Below are 23,104 nucleotides of genomic sequence, written 5' to 3' on the forward strand. Positions count from 1 at the left end.
ACGAATTGGTATATCAATGGGAAAGGATATACTAGACAGTCACTGAAAATTATATTAAATTTCTGCCCCATAGTCAAGAAAAACGGTATTTAAGAAATATTTTTACTCACATAGATATCCATACCACTTGTGAATATCTAATTATCTGTTGATAACCTATTTTAGTTTTGGTATTATTGATTTACGCCTGTGGATAATTTTAGTTATCCAGTTTTTACACAGCCTGTGGATAAAACTGTGTACAACTTTTGTTGATTAATAAATATTATACCCCAATCAAATTATTTCACGACATCACATTCCCTTATTATTAAGGGATTTTTTTCCGGATTCATTAAGTAGTTTGGAGGGTTGCTCAAGAAATATGCAAAATGATGTCCTGGCCAGATGGGAACAGGTGCTAATTCGCTTGGAAAAACAGGTTAATAAGCACTCTTTTGAAACCTGGCTCACTAAATGCAAACCAGTCGCTTTCTATGATAATACCATTATTATAGAAGTTCCTGATCACTTCTCTAAAAGTTGGCTGGCAGACCGATACGCACCTATTATTAAACAAGCATATGAATCTATTATGCATCAGGAAATTTCTCTGCAATTTATTCTGGCCGGTCAAGAGGTGGATCAGCCTAAACCAAAGGAGAGATCTTCGGAAGAAACTTACATTAATATACTTAACCCCAGATATACCTTTGATACTTTCGTTGTGGGTAATAGTAATCGTTTTGCTCATGCTGCATCTTTAGCCGTTGCGGAATCACCAGCAAAGGCATATAACCCATTATTTATTTACGGTGGTGTTGGTTTAGGGAAAACTCACTTGATGCATGCCATTGGTCACTATATTCTTGAAAACAATCAAAATCTTAAAGTGGCCTATGTTACCTCAGAAAAATTCACAAACGAGTTGATCAATTCAATTCGAGATGATCAAACCGTAGAGTTTCGTAACAAATATCGTAGTATGGATATTCTATTAATTGACGACATTCAATTTCTAGAGAAAAAAGAACGAACCCAGGAAGAATTTTTCCATACTTTTAATACCTTGTATGAAGCAAATAAGCAAATAATTATCTCCAGTGACCGTCCTCCTAAAGAAATTGCCACCCTAGAGGACCGACTTCGTTCACGTTTTGAATGGGGATTAATAACAGATATGCAGTCTCCAGATTATGAAACAAGAGTAGCTATTTTAAGGAAAAAGGCACAACTGGAGGCTATTAAAAATATTCCTGATGAGACTATTGCTTATATTGCTGATAAGATTCAATCCAATATTCGTGAGTTAGAAGGGGCATTAATTAGAGTAAGTGCCTTTTCTTCATTAGAACAAAGAGATGCAACACCTCAGCTGGCTGCTGAAGTTTTAAAGGATGTCATAGCCCCCAGCAAACCCAAAATTATTACCACTCCTTTAATAATGCAGACTGTTGCAGATTTTTATGGATTGAGAATTGAAGATCTTAAAGCAAAAAAGAGAACACGCTCAGTTGCTTTCCCCAGACAAGTGGCTATGTATTTGGCCAGGGAACTGACTGACCTTTCTCTACCTAAGATTGGTGATGAGTTTGGTGGTAGAGACCATACCACTGTTTTGCATGCCTGCGATAAAATCACTACCGATTTATCCAGTGACCCAGTTCTTCAAGAAACCATTAAAGAATTAAAAAAACGAATCGGTGAATAATGTGAATAACCTTGGACAAGTATTGTTAACACTGTGGATTCCTTAGTAAGTTGTGTTTTTGTGGATAAAACCTGTGAACAAGTTTCGGGATTTTTCTCCACAGTTTCTTTACAGGCAAAAATTCATCCACAGTAAGGCCTAAGATGTGATATACACAAATTAACAACCCTTATTACTACTACTAGCCTAAAAAACATATAAAAAATAAAAATAAACATAACGGGGGAAGGCTATGAAAATAATCTGTACCCGTCAAAATCTAATTCAAGGCGTGACTACTGCTCAAAGGGCAGTATCTGCCAAAAACCCTCTGCCCATCCTATCTGGTATTTTGTTAACAGCTAAAGATAATAAACTTAAGCTGCAAGCAACTGACCTGGAAATGGGTATTCAATGTGTTGTTCCTTGCACAACACAAGAAGAGGGTTCTATTGTATTGCCCGCCAAATATTTAAGTGAAATAGTAAGAAGATTACCCGATTCTCCGATACAAATTGAATCAAATCAAGGTACAAACGTAATAATTCGCTATGGGCAATCTGAAATTACAATTAATGGTTTTGACGCAGAGGAATTCCCTACTTTTCCTAAACCACAAAGCAAGAATTCCTTAACCATTCCTGAAGAAGAATTAAAAGAATACTTACGACAGATTCTCTTTGCCACCTTATCAGATGAAAACAGACCAGTATTTACCGGTGTTTTGATGGAAATTTTAAATGGGACACTAAGATTAGTGACAACAGATACGCACCGTCTTGCCATGCGAGAAATAAAGGATTCATCCGTTGATAATGATATAAACATTATTATCCCTGGTAAAACTCTTAATGAACTGACCAGGGTAATTGGTGCTGCTGATCAACAAGTCACCATTTCGCTAGGTGAAAACCAAATAATTTTTGGGATGGAGGATACCCTACTAATATCAAGACTTATTGAAGGTCAATTTCCTAATTACCGTCAGGTTATTCCCCAGGGACACAAAACAAGGATTCGACTTAAAACAAAGGATTTGCTAGAGGCCTCAGAAAGGGCATCTTTGTTGGCCCGAGTGGGCACGCAAATTATTCGTTTAAACATTGAAGAAGAAAAAATAATTCTCACTGCCAATACTGAAGTAGGTAGGATTCACGAAGAGGTACCTGTTTATTTACAAGGAGAATCTCTCCAAATTTCCTTTAATGCCATGTACCTAATTGATGCGCTTCGGGCAATCGGCAGTGATAATATATATTTTGATCTGTCGGGTCCCCTCAGCCCAGGCATATTAAGACCTGTTGAGGGTGATGATTACCTCTCATTGATATTACCAGTACGAACAACTTAAGGAGAGATACTTTTGACACAGCCGATTAAAGTAAATAAAGACATACGTTTAGACCAATTTTTAAAGTGGGCTAATATAACCGGCTCTGGTGGAGAAAGTAAAATTTTAATACAATCCGGTCATGTTAAAGTTAATGGAATAACAGAAATCAGACGAGGTAAAAAATTACAAAGCAATGACATTGTGGAAGTAGATGGTGCCGGAAATTTTTTGGTTGTGATGTGAAGGTGAAATTTTGAGGGTAAAAAAGTTATCTCTAAGGAATTTCCGTAACTACAAAGAAGCTCAATTTATCCCTCATCCGTCCATAAATATCATTACCGGTCCAAATGCCCAAGGGAAGACAAACTTACTAGAAGCTATTTATTATAGTTTAAGGGGTTGCTCCTTCAGGGCTGAAAAAGACAGGGATGTTACAAACTGGGAAAGTAACCATACTGTTATCAATACAGAAGTTAATTTATCTTCTAGATTGATTAAACTGCAATGGAAAATCCAAGAGGGTAGTAAAAAGTTATCCCTCAACGGAGTAGAGAGACCTCGCTCGGAGTTGGATCTTTTTGGAGTTGTATTGTTTTGTCCAGAAGATTTATCTTTAATAAAAGGTTCACCCCAGGAAAGAAGGCACTTTTTAGACTATGAAGTAGGAACTTTAAGCCCTGGCTATAGCCAATTATGGCGTCAGTATGCCAAGATTTTAAGCCAAAGAAATAGTCTGTTGAAAGAAATCAGGGACCATCGATCAAAGCAAGAGGTATTAGAAGTTTGGGATGAACAACTATACAGGTATGGCGCTAAAGTAATTTATCTACGCTTACAAGTCCTAAAAAAATTAATTCCCATTGCCAGAAAAACACATTTTGGACTCACTGGAGGAACTGAAGAACTGCAAGCTAAGTACCTGTCTTCACTGGTATTAGAGCCTGGTTTAAGCGAAGGACAAATTTATCAAGTTTTTTCATCATCCTCGAAAAAAATTCGCCAAATGGAACTTAAAAGGTGTCAAACCCTTTTAGGCCCTCACCGGGATGATTTATCCCTAGCCATAAATGGCGTTGAGGCAAAAACTTTTGGTTCCCAGGGGCAGCAAAGAACCGTGACATTATCACTAAAATTATCGCAGCTTGATTTGTGGTACCATGAGTTTGGCGAATATCCGGTATTACTACTGGACGATGTCTTATTCGAATTAGACCGAAGTAGGCAGAATATGCTGATTGATAAAATTTTAAACAAGGTACAAACCTTTATAACAACTAGTTTTACAGGTGGTATTGAAGAAACCATAAAGGGTGCCGGACTCCTCTGGCAAGTAAATGCTGGTAGTTTAACGCAAAAGGAGGAATTTTGATGTTTCTGCATTTAGGTGGAGATGTAGTAGTCTTAAAAAAAGACATTATAGCCATACTGGATGCCCGTACGAAAAATTCGGCCATCACCAAGGAATTTATTGAAATCGCTAAGGATGAAGGTTTTATTCAACCCATTTCCAATCAAGATAAAGAAAAATCCTTTGTGATAACTACCAAAGAAATCTATGTTTCTCCCATATCCTGCACCACATTAAAAAAGAGATCCGATAACATTCTTGAAAATAACGAGGATGAGGAATAAAAAACCGTGATAAACGGTTTTTTTGCTTTACTTGTTCAAAAAATAACAAAGCAATACAAACTATTTGTTTTGATAAACATTTCACAAACCTAAACGTTAAAGATTTTTATTGAATGGTAATACTAGTTATGGTATAATATGGTTTCAATGTGAAATAGATGGAGGTCACTCATATGGACCAACAGCAGCAGAATAATAAATACAGTGCTGACCAAATACAAGTACTGGAAGGATTAGAGGCAGTAAGACGCCGTCCGGGTATGTACATTGGTAGTACCAGTGCTCGGGGCCTGCATCATTTGGTATACGAAGTTGTAGACAATAGTATTGATGAGGCCCTAGCCGGCTATTGTGATAAGATTATTGTAACTATTCAAGAGGACAATTCCATTACTGTTGAGGACAATGGACGGGGGATACCTGTGGATCTGCACCCCAAAGTAGGTCGACCTGCTGTAGAGGTAGTTTTAACGATGCTGCACGCAGGCGGTAAATTTGGGGGTGGTGGATACAAGGTTTCTGGCGGTTTGCACGGTGTAGGGGTATCTGTGGTAAATGCTTTATCAAAATACTTGTCCGTAGAAATTAAAAGAAATGGCAAGATATACAAACAGGAGTATTCCCGTGGTATTCCAACCACAGAACTACAAATCGTAGGAAACAGCAAAACAACCGGCACCAAAGTAACCTTTAAACCCGATGAGGAAATATTTGAGGAACTGGTTTTTAGTCTTGAAACTTTATCTCAGAGAATCAGAGAACTGGCGTATTTAAATAAAGGGATTAAAATTATACTTCAGGATAAAAGAAAAGACCCGGTTGCTGAACAAATTTTTCAATATGACGGTGGAATTAAAGATTTTGTTAAGCACCTGAACAGAAATAAGCAGACGATACACACAAAACCTATTTATGTATCCGGAGAAAAAGAACAAATAGTTGTTGAAGTTGCTATTCAATACAATGACGGTTATACCGAAAATATGTTATCTTATGCTAACAATATTCACACAGTTGACGGCGGGACCCATGAAGTAGGATTAAAAACTGCCCTTACCCGGGTGATTAATGACTATGGTAGACAGCATGGCGTTTTAAAAAATAACGATGCAAACCTGTCTGGGGAAGATATCCGGGAAGGTGCTACCATTGTCATAAGTGTAAAAGTACCAGAGCCTCAATTTGAGGGTCAAACAAAGACAAAACTGGGCAACAGTGAAGTAAGGGGAATTGTAGATTCTATCTTTGCTGAAAAGTTATCTACCTATCTGGTAGAAAATCCTTCTGTGGCTAAAAAAATTATTGAAAAAGGAATCACAGCGGCCAGGGCCAGGGAAGCAGCCCGTAAAGCACGGGAACTTACTCGCAGGAAAAGTGCTTTAGAAACCATGTCTTTACCAGGTAAACTGGCAGATTGCTCAGAAAAAGATCCAAGCGTATCGGAGATTTACTTGGTAGAGGGTGATTCGGCGGGTGGTTCTGCTAAACAAGGTCGGGAAAGACGCTTTCAGGCTATCTTGCCCTTAAAGGGTAAAATTCTCAATGTAGAAAAGGCTCGTATGGATAAGATCTTGGCCAATGAAGAAATTAGAGCCATGATCACCGCCATGGGTACGGGTATTGGCGAAGATTTTGACATTGCTAAGGCTCGCTATCACAAAATTGTTATTATGACAGATGCTGATGTGGATGGTGCCCACATTCGAACCTTGTTAATGACCTTTTTCTACCGCTATATGAGACAACTTATTGAAGCTGGTTATGTTTTTGTTGCACAACCCCCTTTATATCGAGTTCGTAAAGGAAAACATGACAGCTATTGTTATAGTGACAATGAATTAGAAGAATTATTAAATAGAATTGGTCATGATAGAGTTAATATTCAACGGTACAAAGGTTTAGGTGAGATGAACCCGGAACAACTATGGGAAACCACGATGGATCCAGACACTAGGACTATGTTACAGGTTACATTAGAAGATGCCATTGAAGCTGATGCTACCTTCTCGATGCTTATGGGGGACCGTGTGGAACCAAGAAGAGATTTTATTCAGGAAAATGCTAAATACGTTAGAAATTTGGATATATAAATTACTAAACCGGAGAGATCCTGCTCCGGTTTTTTTTAGGAATAAAAAAGATTATTATATCTCTTAGGCTTAAACTTAAAGAAAAAAGGTAAAAAGTCGACATTTGCCTATAATTTTTGATTTTGTTATAATCTGTTTGGTAAAACTTGTAATATAAAGCAGTAATACATAAGAGTTAATAAGTTATAAAAAACTCTTAAAATGTACAATATATTGGGCTTGGGATACTCTTGGGTGTAGGCAAGCCTGGTTTTTATTGGAGGTATGAAAATGGCTTCCCTTACTGGTAAGGTCATTCCTTTGGATATAAACAATGAAATGAAGAACTCCTACTTAGATTACGCCATGAGTGTAATTGTAGGTAGAGCTTTACCGGATGTTCGAGATGGCCTAAAACCTGTACATCGAAGAATTCTTTACTCCCTGCATGAATTAGGATTAACACCAGATAAGTCGTATCGAAAAAGTGCAGGTATTGTGGGTAAAGTTATGCAAGATTTTCATCCCCATGGCGATTCAGCTATTTATGATGCCATGGTACGATTAGCACAGGATTTTGCCAGCCGTTATCCATTGATTCAGGGTCATGGTAACTTTGGCTCCATTGATGGGGACCCGCCGGCAGCTATGCGTTACACTGAAGCCCGCATGGCCAAGATTACACTGGAAATGCTGGCGGACATTGACAAAGAAACAGTTGATTTTGCTCCTAACTATGACAACCGAACCGAAGAACCCACAATCTTGCCATCTAAAATACCAAATTTACTCGTAAACGGTTCCTCTGGTATTGCTGTAGGTATGGCTACCAACATACCACCGCATAACATGGGAGAGGTTATTGATGGGGTCTTGATGATGATTAAAGATCCTAATGTAACACCGGATGATTTGATGAAGGTTATCAAAGGACCTGACTTTCCAACCGGAGCTACCATTATGGGCAAAGACGGGATACGTCAAGCCTATCGAACTGGTAGGGGCAGTGTTAAAATGCGGGCCCAGACCACCATTGAGACAAAGGCCAATGGAAGACCGGTTATCATTGTTAACGAAATACCCTATCAGGTGAACAAAGCAAAACTAATAGAAAAGATTGCTGAGTTAGTCAAAGATAAGAAAATTGAAGGCATTTCAGACCTGCGTGACGAATCTGATCGCAGGGGTATGCGAATTGTTATTGAACTAAAGAAAGACAGCAATCCTAATGTGATTTTGAACCTTCTTTACAAGCATACGCAAATGCAGGAAAGCTTTGGCATTATTATGCTAGCATTGGTTAATAATGAGCCCAAAGTTTTAAACCTTGCGCAGGTGATTTTTCACTACCTTGAACATCAAAAGGATGTTATCACCCGTAGGACAAGGTATGAACTTAAAAAAGCTGAAGCAAGGGCCCACATCGTTGAAGGGTTACGTATTGCGCTGGCTAACCTAGATGAAGTTATTAAAACAATTCGGGAATCTAAAAACACCGAAGAAGCTAGGCGAGGTTTGGTCGATAAATTTAATCTGACCGAAATCCAAGCAGAGGCCATTGTAGAAATGCGCTTACGTAGCTTAACTGCTTTAGAAGTAGAAAAATTAGAAAAAGAATACAAAGAATTGCTGGAGAAGATTGATTACCTGCGTTCTATTTTAGCGGATGAGCAAAAGGTTTTGAATATTATTCGGGATGAACTATTGGTGGTTAAAGAAAAATTTGCAGATGCTCGACGTACCCTCATTAGTAATGTTGCTGCCGGGGATTTTGATATTGAAGATCTTATTGATGAAGAAGACATGGTAGTTACCATTACGAACCAGGGATATATTAAGAGAATCTCAATGGACACCTATAGAAGCCAAAAAAGAGGTGGTAAAGGAATTACCGCCATGGGAACCAAAGAAGAGGATTTTGTAAGAGATCTCTTTATAGCATCAACACACCACTTTTTACTATTCTTTACCAATAAAGGAAAAGTGTATAGATTAAAAGTTTACGAAGTGCCAGAGGCATCCAGAACGGCGAAGGGTACACCTATTATTAATTTATTAAGTTTTGACAGTGATGAATATGTAACAACCGTTATCCCAATTAAAGAATTTGAAGAAACAGCCTATCTATTCATGGCTACCAAACATGGTATCGTGAAGAAGACAGCCTTAACAGAATATAATTCCTCACGTCGGGATGGGTTAATTGCTATTAATCTGGATGAAAAGGATAAATTAGTTGCGGTTGAACTTACTCACGGTAAAGAGGAAATTATAATGTGTACCCAAGAAGGGATAGCAATTCGTTTTTCGGAAGAAGATGTAAGGCCTATGGGACGTGTTACCAGAGGTGTTAAAGGGATCACATTATCTCAAAATGACCATGTAGTTAAGATGGATGTAATTAAGGAGGGCGCCAGTTTACTTACTGTTACAGCCAATGGGTATGGAAAAAGAACTCCTATGGATGAGTATCGAATTCAAGCCCGTGGTGGTAAGGGGATAATAAATATTAAAACCACCAAAAGAAATGGAGCAGTAACAGGTGTACTTGTAGTAAGTGAAGAAGATGAAGTTATGATGATTAGTGCAGAAGGTATTATCATCCGTATTAATGTTAAAGATGTTTCATCTATGGGCAGAAATACGCAGGGAGTTACCTTAATGAGAACAGGCGAAAATGATCATATTGTTGCGATTGCAAAAGTAATAACAGAAGAAAACGAAGAGAAAAAAATTCTAGATATCTAGAGATGGTATAACATAAATTTAGTAAAGTACAGGCAATATTTTTGAGAGTTAGACATAGAACAACCACTGATTTTAAGTGGTTGTTCTGTATTTACTTTAAGAGTGGACTATTAAACCGGATGAAAAATATTAATATAAGAAAATAGTTAAATTCATCGAAATGTTTTATAAACATACATTGACATAGGATATTTCATTATGGTATATTTATTTTCGCCGACAGAACTGTATTATCAAATAGATATAAAAGAAAATAATGTTGAAAAAATATTGACCCTTAGATAAAACAGTGATATCATATAAAAGCGTTAAAACAACAAACTAATTACCAAAAACTTTCACTTGAAACTGAGTGAGAAGCATGGTAAAATAAAATTCCGGTCGCGAGGCCGGGACAAGCTAAAACAAACTGGTCTTTGAAAACTAAACAGCAGATGATGGATGAAAAAGGTCAAGTCAAAAGTCATCGTAAAGATGAAACTATGAATGACCACAAAAAACATCCTCGTCAAGCGTTATATAAAAGACGCTAGCGAGTAAATCAAGGATAACTAAAGAGCCAAAAACTCTTTAAAATATTGCGAAATATTTTACGGAGAGTTTGATCCTGGCTCAGGACGAACGCTGGCGGCGTGCTTAACACATGCAAGTCGAACGGTCTTCGAGGTTCGACATTCGAGGTTCGAATTTTGAGTTCGAGTAAAGCTTAAGGGTCATTTAAAAGACCCCAAAGAAATGCTTGGATCGAATCACGAATTTCGAACGTCGAACTTCGAAGATAGTGGCGAACGGGTGAGTAACGCGTGGATAACCTGCCTGATAGACCGGGATAACAGCTGGAAACGGCTGCTAATACCGGATACGCTTGCGGAGTCGCATGGCTCTGCAAGGAAAGCTATTGTGCTATCAGATGGATCCGCGTCCCATTAGCTAGTTGGTGGTGTAACGGACCACCAAGGCGACGATGGGTAGCCGGCCTGAGAGGGCGAACGGCCACACTGGGACTGAGACACGGCCCAGACTCCTACGGGAGGCAGCAGTGGGGAATCTTCCGCAATGGGCGAAAGCCTGACGGAGCAACGCCGCGTGAGGGAAGAAGGCCTTCGGGTTGTAAACCTCTGTTTTCAGGGAAGAACAAATGACGGTACCTGAAGAGTAAGCTCCGGCTAACTACGTGCCAGCAGCCGCGGTAATACGTAGGGAGCGAGCGTTGTCCGGATTTACTGGGCGTAAAGGGCGCGTAGGTGGTGCATTAAGTTAGAGGTGAAAGTTCGGGGCTCAACCCCGTGATTGCCTCTGATACTGGTGGACTTGAGTGCAGGAGAGGGGAGCAGAATTCCCAGTGTAGCGGTGAAATGCGTAGATATTGGGAGGAATACCAGTGGCGAAGGCGGCTCTCTGGACTGTAACTGACACTGAGGCGCGAAAGCGTGGGGAGCGAACAGGATTAGATACCCTGGTAGTCCACGCCGTAAACGATGAGTGCTAGGTGTTGCGGGTATCGACCCCTGCAGTGCCGCAGTAAACACAATAAGCACTCCGCCTGGGGAGTACGGTCGCAAGACTGAAACTCAAAGGAATTGACGGGGGCCCGCACAAGCGGTGGAGTATGTGGTTTAATTCGACGCAACGCGAAGAACCTTACCAGGGCTTGACATCCTACGAAACTCATAGAGATATGAGCCTTATCCTTCGGGATAACGTAGAGACAGGTGGTGCATGGTTGTCGTCAGCTCGTGTCGTGAGATGTTGGGTTAAGTCCCGCAACGAGCGCAACCCCTAACATTAGTTGCCAGCATGTAAAGGTGGGAACTCTAATGTGACTGCCGTTGACAAAACGGAGGAAGGTGGGGATGACGTCAAATCATCATGCCCCTTATGTCCTGGGCTACACACGTACTACAATGGCCGGTACAGACGGAAGCGAAGCCGTGAGGTGGAGCAAACCTGAGAAAGCCGGTCCCAGTTCGGATTGTAGTCTGCAACTCGACTACATGAAGTCGGAATCGCTAGTAATCGCAGGTCAGCATACTGCGGTGAATACGTTCCCGGGCCTTGTACACACCGCCCGTCACACCACGAAAGTTGACAACACCCGAAGCCGGTGAGCTAACCGCAAGGAGGCAGCCGTCGAAGGTGGGGCCGATGATTGGGGTGAAGTCGTAACAAGGTAGCCGTATCGGAAGGTGCGGCTGGATCACCTCCTTTCTAAGGAGAAATTAGCGAAAGCTAATTATCTAAGGTCGGTCATTCATCATCAACCTGTTTAGTTTTGAGAGACCAAATGGGACTATAGCTCAGCCGGTTAGAGCGCACGCCTGATAAGCGTGAGGTCGGTGGTTCGAGTCCACCTAGTCCCACCAATAAATAGATATATCGTGGGGGCATAGCTCAGCTGGGAGAGCACCTGCCTTGCAAGCAGGGGGTCAGCGGTTCGATCCCGCTTGTCTCCACCATTTTTATCTATTTAGCTATGAGCCATGAGCTTAAGCTAAGTCTCTTAAAAACAAACCTGAAATCCAACGTTCTTTGAAAACTGAACAGCGACAAGTAAAGCGTCGACAAAAACAATTTCAGTAGGTTACCAAAAGTAACCGAGCCGAAAAGCAAGATTGGTCAAGAAAGAAAGGGCATACGGTGGATGCCTAGGCGCTAAGGGCCGAAGAAGGGCGCGGTAAGCTGCGAAAAGCCACGAGGAGCCGCAAGCAGGCATTGATTCGTGGGTACCCGAATGGGGCAACCCGGCGGAGCAAACCTCCGTCACCCTATGCTGAATCCATAGGCATAGAGGAGGGCACCCGGGGAACTGAAACATCTAAGTACCCGGAGGAAGAGAAAGAAACATCGAACCCCCAAGTAGCGGCGAGCGAAAAGGGGCGAGCCTAAACCAGAATTCTTCGGAAATCTGGGGTTGCGGGACCCTCATCACGTGATAACTAGACCTAGTCGAAGACACCTGGAAAGGTGCTGCACAGAAGGTAAAACACCTGTAGACGAAAGGTTGAACATTACAGAGGAAATCCCAAGTACCGCGGGACACGAGAAACCCCGTGGGAATCAGGGGGGACCACCCCCCAAGGCTAAATACCCATAGCGACCGATAGTGAACCAGTACCGTGAGGGAAAGGTGAAAAGCACCCCGGGAGGGGAGTGAAAAAGAACCTGAAACCGTATGCCTACAAACTGTCGGAGCACTATTCGAGGTTCGATATTCGAGATTCGAAATTCGAATGCATGTCATATCTTACGGGTCAAGTAAAAAAGACCCTAAAGGAATGCGTGTATCGAACCACGAACTTCGAACATCGAACTTCGAAGTGTGACGGCGTACTTTTTGTAGAACGGACCGGCGAGTTACATCTAACGTGCAGGTTAAGGCAGGAAAGCCGGAGCCAAAGCGAAAGCGAGTCTTAAAAGGGCGAGAGTGTACGTTGGAGTAGACCCGAAACCTGGTGATCTACCCATGTCCAGAGTGAAGCTTTAGTAAAATAAAGTGGAGGCTCGAACCGACCTTCGTTGAAAAGGAGGCGGATGAGGTGTGGGTAGGGGTGAAATGCCAATCGAACCAGGAGATAGCTGGTTCTCCCCGAAATAGCTTTAGGGCTAGCCTCGGTGGATGAATAACGGAGGTAGAGCACTGAATGGGCTAGGGGCCTTCACGGGTTACCGAACCCAATCAAACTCCGAATGCCGTTATTTTAGAAACCGGGAGTCAGACTGCGGGTGCTAAGATTCGTAGTCAAAAGGGAAACAGCCCAGACCAACAGCTAAGGTCCCAAAGATATACTAAGTGGAAAAGGATGTGGGGTTGCTAAGACAACCAGGATGTTGGCTTAGAAGCAGCCACCATTTAAAGAGTGCGTAATAGCTCACTGGTCAAGTGACCCTGCGCCGAAAATGTAACGGGGCTAAGTATATCACCGAAGCTTTGGATTCTCGAGGTTCGATATTCGAGATTCGATGTTCGAAAGGAAAACTCACATGATAAAAGATTATCATGATCTTGAAGTGTACAAGAGGGGATATAAACTGGCTCTTCAAATACACAAAACAACAAAGGGTTTTCCGCAGCATGAGTTGTATGAGATAGGGAGCCAAATAAGACGTGCGGCCGTATCAATACCGCTTAATATAGCCGAAGGATACGGTAGAAAGAACTATGTAGATGATTTTAAGAGGTTCTTAATAAATGCACTTGGATCCTGTAATGAGGTTGCAGTTTTACTAGATATGATCAAAGACCTTGGATATATATCAGATCAGTATGAAGGTTTTAAAGAGGAATACGATCATCTAGGAAGGCAACTAAACAAACTGATACAAACTTGGAAATAATCGAATTTCGAAATTCGAATATCGAACTTCGAGAATGGTAGGGGAGCGTTCTTACCACATTGAAGCAGTACCGAAAGGAGCTGTGGAGAGGTAAGAAGTGAGAATGCCGGTATGAGTAAGCGAAAAGGCAGGTGAGAATCCTGCCCGCCGAAAACCTAAGGATTTCTGGGGAAGGTTCGTCCGCCCAGAGTAAGTCGGGACCTAAGCCGAGGCCGCAAGGCGTAGGCGATGGACAATCGGTTGAAAATCCGATACCACCAAAAACCGTATGAGGATGGAGTGACGCAGGAGGGTAAGTTAAGCCAGCGGTTGGAAAAGCTGGTCCAAGCCCGTAGGGTGTAAGATAGGCAAATCCGTCTTACATAAAACCTGAGAGGTGACGGGGAGCGAAAACAAGTAGCGAAGTAACTGATCCCAAACTGCCAAGAAAAGCTTCTAACGAGGTTAGTTGGTGCCCGTACCGCAAACCGACACAGGTAGGTGGGGTGAGAATCCTAAGGCGCGCGAGAGAACCCTCGTTAAGGAACTCGGCAAAATGACCCCGTAACTTCGGGAGAAGGGGTGCCTCGGTATCGTGAAAATTGTACGATTGGAGCGAGAAAAGGCCGCAGAGAAAAGGTCCAAGCGACTGTTTACCAAAAACACAGGTCCCTGCTAAAGCGAAAGCTGACGTATAGGGGCTGACGCCTGCCCGGTGCTGGAAGGTTAAGGGGAAATGTTAAGGAAACTGAAGCATAGAACCGAAGCCCCAGTAAACGGCGGCCGTAACTATAACGGTCCTAAGGTAGCGAAATTCCTTGTCGGGTAAGTTCCGACCCGCACGAAAGGCGTAACGATTTGGACACTGTCTCAACGAGGGGCTCGGTGAAATTGTAATGACGGTGAAGATGCCGTCTACCTGCGACAGGACAGAAAGACCCCGTGGAGCTTTACTGTAGCTTGACATTGGGTTTTGGTATTTGATGTACAGGATAGGTGGGAGACTTAGAAGCTTGCACGCCAGTGTAGGTGGAGTCAGCGTTGGGATACCACCCTTTAGATATTGAAATTCTAACTAAATTCCATGAAGCTGGAATGAGGACAGTGTCAGGTGGGCAGTTTGACTGGGGCGGTCGCCTCCCAAAAGGTAACGGAGGCGCCCAAAGGTTCCCTCAGTGCGGAAGGAAATCGCACGTTAGAGTGTAAAGGCAAAAGGGAGCTTGACAGCGAGACCAACAAGTCGAGCTGGTACGAAAGTAGGGCTTAGTGATCCGGCGGTTCTGAGTGGAAGGGCCGTCGCTCAACGGATAAAAGCTACCCCGGGGATAACAGGCTTATCTCCCCCAAGAGTCCACATCGACGGGGAGGTTTGGCACCTCGATGTCGGCTCATCGCATCCTGGGGCTGAAGTAGGTCCCAAGGGTTGGGCTGTTCGCCCATTAAAGCGGTACGTGAGCTGGGTTCAGAACGTCGTGAGACAGTTCGGTCCCTATCCGTCGCAGGCGCAGGAAACTTGAGAAGAGCTGTCCCTAGTACGAGAGGACCGGGATGGACGGACCGCTGGTGTACCAGCTATCGTGCCAACGGTAGTGCTGGGTAACTAAGTCCGGAAGGGATAAGTGCTGAAAGCATCTAAGCACGAAGCCTCCTTCAAGATGAGGTTTCCCACCTTCTCGAAGTTCGAGTTTCGACATTCGATGTTCGAATTTGGGTAAGAATTTTGGGTTGTTAAAAATAAAGACCCAAAAGAAATACTTAGATCGAACTTCGAACCACGAATTTCGAACTTCGAGAAGGGTAAGATCCCATGAAGACTACATGGTAGATAGGCCGGGAGTGTAAGAGCAGCAATGTTTTCAGCTGACCGGTACTAATAGATCGAGTTCTTGACCAAAAACAAGCCTTAGGCCATGTGCCATGAGCCGTGAGCTAAGGTTGAAAATATATGACGCAATACTAAATAGCTGTTCAGTTTTGAGAGAACATAAATTGTTTGCTCAAAGGAAAAGCCAAAAAGCTCATGGCCCAAGGCCCACAGCCCATGGCTGACCTAAAAGTAATACCCAATAGCATAAAGTTTCTGGTGGCGATACCGGAGGGGGTACACCTGTTCCCATCCCGAACACAGCAGTTAAGCCCTCCAGGGCCGATGGTACTTGGAGCTCACGCTCCTGGGAGAGTAGGTCGTCGCCAGAGTAATTTTTAACACCCACAGTCATAGGCTGTGGGTGTTGTTTTTTTATAGCAGAAGCTAATTTTTATAATTAGATATAAACAATAAAAACTTTTTTATTTACCAAAATAATGTGTGTTATATTGGATAAAGAATGGGAAAAAATAGTTATATTATAAAACAGAAACTATAATGGATAATTATTATTCTTATTGCAGTGGAAAATTATATATAAAATTATATATAATCAAGAGATATAGTAAAAAAGAGGTGGGATATAATGCAACATTTTTTAACTAATTATTATAAACTGTTAAGTTCATTAAGTCTGGCAATGGATTTTAGTACCAATGGATTAATGAGGCATCATCAGAGAGTGGCACTTATATCTTTACAGATAGGGAAACTTTACGGTCTTAATATTTATCAACAGGAAAAATTATTTACTGCAGCAATATTGCACGATGCCGGTTCGAGTTCATGGAATGAAAAGGATTTGTTATTTGATTTTTTTACAACTGGAACCTTTAAACATTGTAAAAAAGGTTATGAACTATTTAAAAATCATTCGCTCTTTAAATCCATCGCCGATATAGTTTTATATCACCATGATCGTTGGGATGGACGTAACAACGCATCGGGACTTAAAAGAGAAGAAATACCCATAGAAAGTCGGATCATCCATCTTTCAGATAGAATTGATGTACTAATACGTGAAGATATATACATTTTAGAGCAAAAAGAATATATTTGTCGTCAAATAAATCAAGAGAAAAACAAAATTTTTGATCCACAGTTAGTAGAAGCCTTTAATGATATATCCAACAGAGAATGTTTCTGGCTTGACTTGCATTCGCCATTTCTTAACGAAATATTATCACACCATTGTCCTGTAATAACAAAAGAATTAGGTCTAGCAGAGGTTCTTTCAGTGGCAGATACCATGTCCAAGGTTATCGATTTTAAGAGTCCCTTTACAAGAAGGCATTCCAGTGGGGTAGCTAATGTTGCCAGTTTCTTAGCCCTGAAAGCAGGGTTTTCGGCTGAACAGTGTGACATAATAAAGGTTGCAGGATTACTTCATGATCTAGGGAAATTAGGTATACCTGATAGTGTACTGGATAAACCAGGTAAACTTACCAAGAGTGAATTTAATATCATGAAAAGGCATACGTACTATACTTATCACATTTTAAAAATGATAGATAAATTTGATACCATCAATCATTATGCCTCTAGCCACCATGAAACCCTAAGTGGAAGGGGTTATCCCTTTAAATTAGACGGATCTGACTTAGAAAATGGTGCCAGAATAGTAGCAGTGGCGGATATCTTTTCTGCTCTTACAGAAATAAGGCCATATAGACAGGCTATGGAAAAAGCAAAGGTAATTAACATATTATCAAATCAAGTAAAGGCCGGTGCCATTGATTCTGAGTTAACCTCACTTTTGCTGGCAAATTATGAAGGTGCCCATATATTAAATGAGATAAGCTAAGAAAGTATACGATTACTCCTAATACTTTCAGGAGAGTTATGTTTTATAAATATGTTAAACGAATAATAAGATGATAAGAAATAATTATAATAATAAAATACATCATTACAATAAGTAATTGATTGATAATATAATAGACGTTGATCAATACGTAAATAATAAAAACTTTATGATTTTTGCATTATGTATATTGTATTAAATATTATATTTATTATTAGTAATTGTATATACATAAATATAAAATGACATGATAATATAGATTAGAGATATATTTTATTAAAATCATTGCATTAAAATATTGTTACATAGATAATAATCATTTAAAATAAATAGCGTAGTAATGCAAACAAACTTATTGGAGGGAAGTTTCGTGGCTGAAAAAGGAACATGGACTGTTAAAAAAGGCCTTGCAGAAATGCTTAAGGGCGGAGTAATTATGGATGTTACCACTCCAGAACAAGCAAAAATTGCCGAAGAGGCTGGTGCTTGTGCTGTAATGGCTTTAGAAAGAGTACCTGCTGATATTAGGGCTGCTGGTGGAGTAGCTAGGATGGCAGACCCCAATATTATATTACGCATTATGGATGCTGTAACCATTCCAGTTATGGCAAAGGCGAGAATTGGACATTTTGTTGAAGCTCAGATTTTAGAAGCTCTTGGTGCTGATTATATTGATGAGAGTGAAGTTTTAACTCCAGCAGATGAAGTGTTCCATATTGATAAACACCAATTTAAAGTACCCTATGTTTGTGGCGCGAGAAACCTTGGTGAAGCCCTACGTAGGATCGGTGAAGGTGCTGCTATGATTCGCACCAAGGGTGAGCCGGGTACTGGTAATGTTGTAGAAGCTGTACGTCATATGAGACAAGTTATGAGCGAAATTCGGATGGTACATAACATGCCAAAGGATGAACTTATGACAGCAGCAAAAGAAATGGGAGCTCCCTATGATCTAGTATTACAAGTGCATGAATTAGGTAAATTACCGGTTGTTAATTTTGCAGCTGGTGGTATTGCAACTCCTGCAGATGCCGCCCTAATGATGCAATTGGGCTGTGATGGTATCTTCGTAGGTTCCGGTATTTTTAAATCTAATGATCCGGTATCCAGAGCCAAAGCCATCGTAGCAGCAACCACCCATTATAATGATCCTAAGATACTAGCTGAAATATCTAAGGATTTGGGAGAAGCAATGCCTGGTATGGAAATCTCAAGTATTCCTACTGAACATCGTATGCAGGAAAGAGGATGGTAAAAGGATAATGGTCATAGGTGTTTTAGCCTTACAGGGTGCATTTATTGAACATCAAAAATCCTTAGCAGCCTGCGGAGTGGATAGTATACAGGTACGCAAACCCCATCAACTGGAGGATATCCAAGGGCTTATTATCCCCGGCGGAGAAAGCACAACCATGGGAAAACTAATGAATCAATTTGAATTATTTGAACCCATTGTTGAAAAGGCTCACAATGGTTTACCCTTATTTGGTACTTGCGCTGGTATGATTATGTTAGCCAAGGATATTGCTGGATCCACTCAACCACGGTTGGGATTAATGGATATAGAAGTAGAAAGAAATGCCTTTGGACGCCAGGTTGAAAGTTTTGAAACGGAATTAACTATTTCAGAACTAGGAGAAGCACCTGTTAGGGCGGTTTTCATTAGAGCCCCCTATATAAAAAGTGTTGCTGCAAATGTAAAAGTGCTTGCTAAATACAATGAAAAAATTGTATTGGCTCAGCAAGATCATTACTTGGTTGCCGCATTTCACCCGGAACTTACAAATGATGTAAGACTACATCAACATTTTTTAAAAATGATAAAGTAAAAACAAGAGGCTTAGGTCTCTTGTTTTTTATTCTATCTAAATATTGGTTTACAATTAAATCGCTGGTAAATGCGGCCATTGTACATTCTTTAATAATCTGAATGGAAACGTGATAGGTTTGTACCAAGCAAATGGTAGTAAATAAAAGAGAAACTAATTATAACTAAATAAAGTAGTAAAAAATGAGATAATTACGTTACAAAATCATTTATTTAGCATAAATGGAATATATTAACATTTGGTATTTTATGGTAATATAACAATAACGCTAACTTGGCGGCGTTCAGGAGGTGAACTGTTATGAAGTTTGTCAACCTGAACAAACTGGGAAAGTGGGTAGTCACACTGGCGGTAATCTTCTCATTTATGTTTGGCACCCTGCTAGAAAACAAATTACAGGTTATGGCAAATTTACAAAATATTGTTGAAAACGTAAATGCAGTTGCATTGCCGGCAGGCAATAAAATTAAAGAAAGGTTTGATGCATACTACAAAGAAGCAGAGAAAACTTATGAAGCTCTAAAGATTGGTACAGCCATCAGTATGGCCATACTTCTAAGTTCGTTGCCCAAAACAACCAACCGGGGACCTTGAAGGGAGGATAGGATAGAATAAGGTTCCAAAAAAATATTATATCCCTTATTGACAAACAAAAGTCTCCTGTGTAAAATCATAACATAATAAAAAGCACTTCAAACCCTGAGAAGGGGAAAAGTAATTTAAACCATGTCTTTCAGAGAGCCGGTGGTTGGTGTGAATCGGTAGAGGGTTTAAGTGAATTCCTCCCCAGAGGGGATCTGTCGAAACACGGTGAGATGCAACAGAAGTTTTGCTGTTTAGTAGATAGATACGGGAAGATACCCGTTATAACAAATGAGGGGGTCAGATTTATTCTGATCAACAAGGGTGGCAACGCGGGAGAACTACCTCTCGTCCCTAATGGACTGATCATCCGTTAGGGGCGGGAGGTTTTTTGTATTTCCCCCCCGACGGGTAAGAAAAATTTTTTATCTGGAGGGATTAATAATGATGAAGGACAAAAAGTATCTCTTGATTCCGGGGCCTACACAAGTTCCCCCCCGTGTGGTAGAAGCCATGTCAAGACCAATCATTGGTCACAGAAGTGCAGAGTTTCAAGGTGTTGTAGAAAGGGTTACTGGAAAACTAAAAAAAGTCTTTCAAACTGAGAACCATGTTTTTATACTTGGCAGCTCGGGTACCGGTGCCCTGGAAGCGGCAGTGGCAAATTTAGTAAACCCTGGCGATAAAGTATTGGCTTTGTCCTGTGGTAAATTTGGTGAACGCTTTAGGGATTTAGCAAAAATATACGGCGGTGAAGTTGATTTTGTAGACTTCGGCTGGGGTTATGACATAGACCTAAATATTGTAAAAAAGAAGTTAGAAGAGAACCCCGATATAAAAGTGGTGTTGGCTACACAAAACGAAACCTCCACTGGTGTACAAAACGACATTGAAGGCTTGGGGAAATTGGTGGCACAATATGAGGCAGTACTTGCAGTGGATGCCGTAAGTGGTCTGGCTGCCATTGATCTTAAAACCGATGAGTGGCATGTAGATGTTGTGGTCAGTGGTTCTCAAAAGGCCTTTATGCTGCCGCCCGGCTTAGCATTTGTAAGTGTAAGTGATAAGGCCTGGAAAAAAATTGAACAAAATACCTCTCCTAAATACTACTTTGATTTATTAAAGGCTAAAAAATCCATTGCAAAATGGAACACCGCCTATACAACTCCAGTAACCATGGTATATGGTTTGGAAGCAGCCCTGGACATGATTCTAGAAGAAGGTCTAGACAATGTCTTTGCACGTCATAAGCTACTGGCTAAAGCTACACGGGCAGCTATCCAGGGTCTTGGATTGGAACTGCTGGCTCCAGAAGATTGTGCATCCATGGCTGTTACAGCGGTTCAAGCTCCAATGGTGGTAGATGCTGACACCCTTCGTAAGGTACTTTTAAGGGATTACGGAGTGACCTTTGCAGGTGGTCAGGATATGATGAAGGGCAAGATTTTCCGCATTGCACACATGGGCTTTGCTGATAAAATGGATGTTATCATTGCTATTTCTGCCCTTGAAATGGCTCTTGGTAAATGTGGTTATAAGGCTGAACTGGGTGCTGGTGTAAGAGAAGCTCAAATGGTATTTGTAGGAGGGGATCACGCATAATGAAAGTATTAGTGATGGATGGAGTATCGGAACAGGGTTTAGCCCCGTTACGTCAACATACAGATATTGAAGTTGTTATCGGTGAAAAAATGACAGAAGATCAACTGGTGGAAGTTATTGGTGAGTATGATGCAATGATTGTACGCAGTGCTACCAAAGTAACTCCCAGGGTAGTTGAAGCCGCCAAGAAATTAAAAGTAATAGGTCGTGCCGGCGTTGGTGTTGACAATATTGACCGTAATGCTGCTACCAACAAGGGAATTGTAGTGGTAAATGCTCCAGATGGTAACACCATTGCTGCTGCAGAACATACCATGGCCATGATGTTAGGTCTGGCTCGTAAGGTACCTGCAGCATGCGGTAAACTGAAAAACGGCATATGGGATAAAAAGGCCTTCTTAGGCGTTGAGTTAAGAGGTAAAACTCTTGGTGTTATTGGCCTTGGCCGTATTGGAACAGCAGTTGCCAAAAGGGCTCAAGCCATGGAAATGAATATAGTGGCCTATGACCCTTACATTTCCGAAGATCATGCCCGTAAAATGGCTGTGGAAATTGTAACCCTGCAGGAACTTTTTAAAAGAGCAGATTTCATTACGATTCATATGCCAAAGACCAAAGAAACTTACCATATGATTAATGAAGAAGCACTGGAACTCATGAAAGATGGAGTTCGCATCATAAACTGTGCCCGGGGCGGTATTGTGGATGAAGAAGCTTTATATAAATTTATGGAAGCCGGTAAAGTGGCTGGGGCAGCGTTGGATGTATTTGAGACTGAGCCCTGCACTGATAACCCATTGTTAAAACTGGATAACTTCATAGCCACCCCTCACCTGGGTGCTTCCACACAGGAAGCGCAAATCAACGTAGCCGTAGATGTGGCAGAGGAAATTGTGGCCGCACTGCGGGGAGATCTAGTGAAAAACGCAGTGAATATGCCATCTATGAGTCCCAAATTACTGGCTAAAATTCGTCCCTTCTTGGATTTAGCAGAAAAACTGGGTACCTTTCAGGCTCAAATGCTTGATGGTCGGATTGAAAAGGTTGAGGTTGTTTATAGTGGCGAGTTAGCAAAATATGATGTAAACCCCGTTACAACCATATTGCTGAAGGGTTTACTGGATCCAATCCTACAGGAGAATGTTAACTTTGTAAATGCTACTTTGGTGGCACGAAACCGCGGGATTTCGGTGGTTCAGACCACAAAGGAAAACGGTGAAGATTACCATAACTTAATTACTGTTTATATATATACTGATAAAGGAAGAAGAATGTTGTCCGGAACATTATTCCAGGGCAACGATCCGAGAATTGTAAACATTGATGGATTCCGTATTAACGCTGCCACCCAAGGGCATATGCTGGTGGTTCCTCATATTGATAAGCCTGGTATTGTTGGTAAAGTTGGCACGGTTGTAGGTGACATGGCCATCAATATCGCAGGCATGCAGGTAGGTCGCATTGAACTGGGCGGTAAGGCCATAATGGTGATGATGGTGGACAACACACTTCCAACCAATGCATTGGAACAATTGGCAACCATTGACGGAATTTTAGAAGTAAAAATGGTAAGTTTATAGTATGCAAAAAAGGTTAGTGGTTGGCAGTATATACTGCTAACCCTAACCTTACATTTTTCTATAACCAATGTAACT

The 23,104-nt window shown here is 41.2% G+C and carries 13 protein-coding genes, 2 tRNA genes, 3 rRNA genes and 1 other annotated feature; all 18 genes read left to right on the forward strand.

The genetic code is table 11. From position 1 onward, the window contains the following. Nucleotides 1–364 precede the first annotated feature (364 nt). The 18 genes from dnaA (at nucleotide 365) to serA (ending at nucleotide 23,029) form a co-directional block, all read left to right on the forward strand. The gene (dnaA, locus tag DRED_RS00005; protein WP_011876397.1) at nucleotides 365–1,690 is read left to right on the forward strand and encodes a chromosomal replication initiator protein DnaA; all 1,326 of its coding nucleotides are present in this window, start codon (nucleotides 365–367) and stop codon (nucleotides 1,688–1,690) included. 232 nt (nucleotides 1,691–1,922) lie between these two features. Next, nucleotides 1,923–3,020 (forward strand): DNA polymerase III subunit beta, encoded by a 1,098-nt coding sequence (gene dnaN / locus DRED_RS00010; protein ID WP_011876398.1) that lies wholly within the window; start codon nucleotides 1,923–1,925, stop codon nucleotides 3,018–3,020. Nucleotides 3,021–3,032: 12 nt separating this feature from the next. Beyond that, the gene (locus tag DRED_RS00015) at nucleotides 3,033–3,245 is read left to right on the forward strand and encodes an RNA-binding S4 domain-containing protein (RefSeq protein ID WP_011876399.1); all 213 of its coding nucleotides are present in this window, start codon (nucleotides 3,033–3,035) and stop codon (nucleotides 3,243–3,245) included. 10 nt (nucleotides 3,246–3,255) lie between these two features. Then, nucleotides 3,256–4,371 carry a DNA replication/repair protein RecF gene (gene recF, locus DRED_RS00020; RefSeq protein WP_011876400.1) on the forward strand — a complete coding sequence of 372 codons (1,116 nt, stop codon included), beginning with the start codon at nucleotides 3,256–3,258 and terminating at the stop codon, nucleotides 4,369–4,371. Continuing rightward, nucleotides 4,371–4,634 carry an extracellular matrix regulator RemB gene (gene remB, locus DRED_RS00025; protein WP_011876401.1) on the forward strand — a complete coding sequence of 88 codons (264 nt, stop codon included), beginning with the start codon at nucleotides 4,371–4,373 and terminating at the stop codon, nucleotides 4,632–4,634. Before recF ends, remB begins: the two co-directional genes overlap by 1 nt. A 173-nt stretch (nucleotides 4,635–4,807) precedes the next feature. Beyond that, nucleotides 4,808–6,724, forward strand: a complete 1,917-nt coding sequence (gene gyrB, locus DRED_RS00030) for a DNA topoisomerase (ATP-hydrolyzing) subunit B (RefSeq protein WP_011876402.1) — start codon at nucleotides 4,808–4,810, stop codon at nucleotides 6,722–6,724. Nucleotides 6,725–6,994: 270 nt separating this feature from the next. Then, nucleotides 6,995–9,451, forward strand: coding sequence for a DNA gyrase subunit A (gene gyrA, locus DRED_RS00035; RefSeq protein ID WP_011876403.1), 2,457 nt, complete (start codon nucleotides 6,995–6,997; stop codon nucleotides 9,449–9,451). A 589-nt stretch (nucleotides 9,452–10,040) separates the two neighbouring features. Continuing rightward, nucleotides 10,041–11,659, forward strand: a 16S ribosomal RNA gene (locus DRED_RS00040). A 78-nt stretch (nucleotides 11,660–11,737) separates the two neighbouring features. Further along, nucleotides 11,738–11,814 (forward strand) — tRNA-Ile (locus tag DRED_RS00045). Between the two features lie 17 nt (nucleotides 11,815–11,831). Next, a tRNA-Ala gene (locus tag DRED_RS00050) sits at nucleotides 11,832–11,907 on the forward strand. 158 nt (nucleotides 11,908–12,065) lie between these two features. Then, nucleotides 12,066–15,659 (forward strand): 23S ribosomal RNA (locus tag DRED_RS00055). Between the two features lie 185 nt (nucleotides 15,660–15,844). Next, nucleotides 15,845–15,961, forward strand: a 5S ribosomal RNA gene (gene rrf / locus DRED_RS00060). Together the 16S, 23S and 5S rRNA genes with 2 tRNA genes alongside form the textbook arrangement of a ribosomal RNA operon. Before the next feature lie 257 nt (nucleotides 15,962–16,218). Continuing rightward, nucleotides 16,219–17,436: an HD-GYP domain-containing protein gene (locus DRED_RS00065; protein ID WP_011876405.1), complete on the forward strand. Its 1,218-nt coding sequence runs from the start codon at nucleotides 16,219–16,221 to the stop codon at nucleotides 17,434–17,436. 370 nt (nucleotides 17,437–17,806) lie between these two features. Continuing rightward, the gene (gene pdxS, locus DRED_RS00070) at nucleotides 17,807–18,691 is read left to right on the forward strand and encodes a pyridoxal 5'-phosphate synthase lyase subunit PdxS (RefSeq protein WP_011876406.1); all 885 of its coding nucleotides are present in this window, start codon (nucleotides 17,807–17,809) and stop codon (nucleotides 18,689–18,691) included. Nucleotides 18,692–18,698: 7 nt separating this feature from the next. Beyond that, a complete protein-coding gene (gene pdxT, locus DRED_RS00075) occupies nucleotides 18,699–19,265 on the forward strand; it encodes a pyridoxal 5'-phosphate synthase glutaminase subunit PdxT (protein ID WP_011876407.1) in 567 nt (188 codons plus the stop codon). Nucleotides 19,266–19,565: 300 nt separating this feature from the next. After that, entirely contained in the window at nucleotides 19,566–19,859 is a 294-nt protein-coding gene (locus DRED_RS00080; RefSeq protein ID WP_011876408.1) for a hypothetical protein, read from the forward strand. A 98-nt stretch (nucleotides 19,860–19,957) separates the two neighbouring features. Beyond that, nucleotides 19,958–20,206, forward strand: a binding site (T-box leader). Nucleotides 20,207–20,291: 85 nt separating this feature from the next. Then, the gene (locus tag DRED_RS00085; protein ID WP_011876409.1) at nucleotides 20,292–21,449 is read left to right on the forward strand and encodes a pyridoxal-phosphate-dependent aminotransferase family protein; all 1,158 of its coding nucleotides are present in this window, start codon (nucleotides 20,292–20,294) and stop codon (nucleotides 21,447–21,449) included. Further along, nucleotides 21,449–23,029, forward strand: a complete 1,581-nt coding sequence (gene serA / locus DRED_RS00090) for a phosphoglycerate dehydrogenase (protein ID WP_011876410.1) — start codon at nucleotides 21,449–21,451, stop codon at nucleotides 23,027–23,029. The genes DRED_RS00085 and serA overlap by 1 nt, the downstream gene beginning before the upstream one ends. The last annotated feature ends 75 nt before the right edge of the window (nucleotides 23,030–23,104 follow it).

The organism is Desulforamulus reducens MI-1, from assembly GCF_000016165.1.
Taxonomy (GTDB): Bacteria; Bacillota; Desulfotomaculia; order Desulfotomaculales; family Desulfotomaculaceae; genus Desulfotomaculum; species Desulfotomaculum reducens.

Excerpts from the sequence above, each read along its gene's own strand:
- dnaA (WP_011876397.1), top strand. The coding sequence starts at position 365 with ATGCAAAATGATGTCCTGGCCAGATGGGAACAGGTGCTAATTCGCTTG.
- dnaN (WP_011876398.1), top strand. The coding sequence starts at position 1,923 with ATGAAAATAATCTGTACCCGTCAAAATCTAATTCAAGGCGTGACTACT.
- remB (WP_011876401.1), top strand. The coding sequence starts at position 4,371 with ATGTTTCTGCATTTAGGTGGAGATGTAGTAGTCTTAAAAAAAGACATT.
- gyrB (WP_011876402.1), top strand. The coding sequence starts at position 4,808 with ATGGACCAACAGCAGCAGAATAATAAATACAGTGCTGACCAAATACAA.
- gyrA (WP_011876403.1), top strand. The coding sequence starts at position 6,995 with ATGGCTTCCCTTACTGGTAAGGTCATTCCTTTGGATATAAACAATGAA.
- DRED_RS00065 (WP_011876405.1), top strand. The coding sequence starts at position 16,219 with ATGCAACATTTTTTAACTAATTATTATAAACTGTTAAGTTCATTAAGT.
- pdxT (WP_011876407.1), top strand. The coding sequence starts at position 18,699 with ATGGTCATAGGTGTTTTAGCCTTACAGGGTGCATTTATTGAACATCAA.
- DRED_RS00080 (WP_011876408.1), top strand. The coding sequence starts at position 19,566 with ATGAAGTTTGTCAACCTGAACAAACTGGGAAAGTGGGTAGTCACACTG.
- DRED_RS00085 (WP_011876409.1), top strand. The coding sequence starts at position 20,292 with ATGATGAAGGACAAAAAGTATCTCTTGATTCCGGGGCCTACACAAGTT.
- serA (WP_011876410.1), top strand. The coding sequence starts at position 21,449 with ATGAAAGTATTAGTGATGGATGGAGTATCGGAACAGGGTTTAGCCCCG.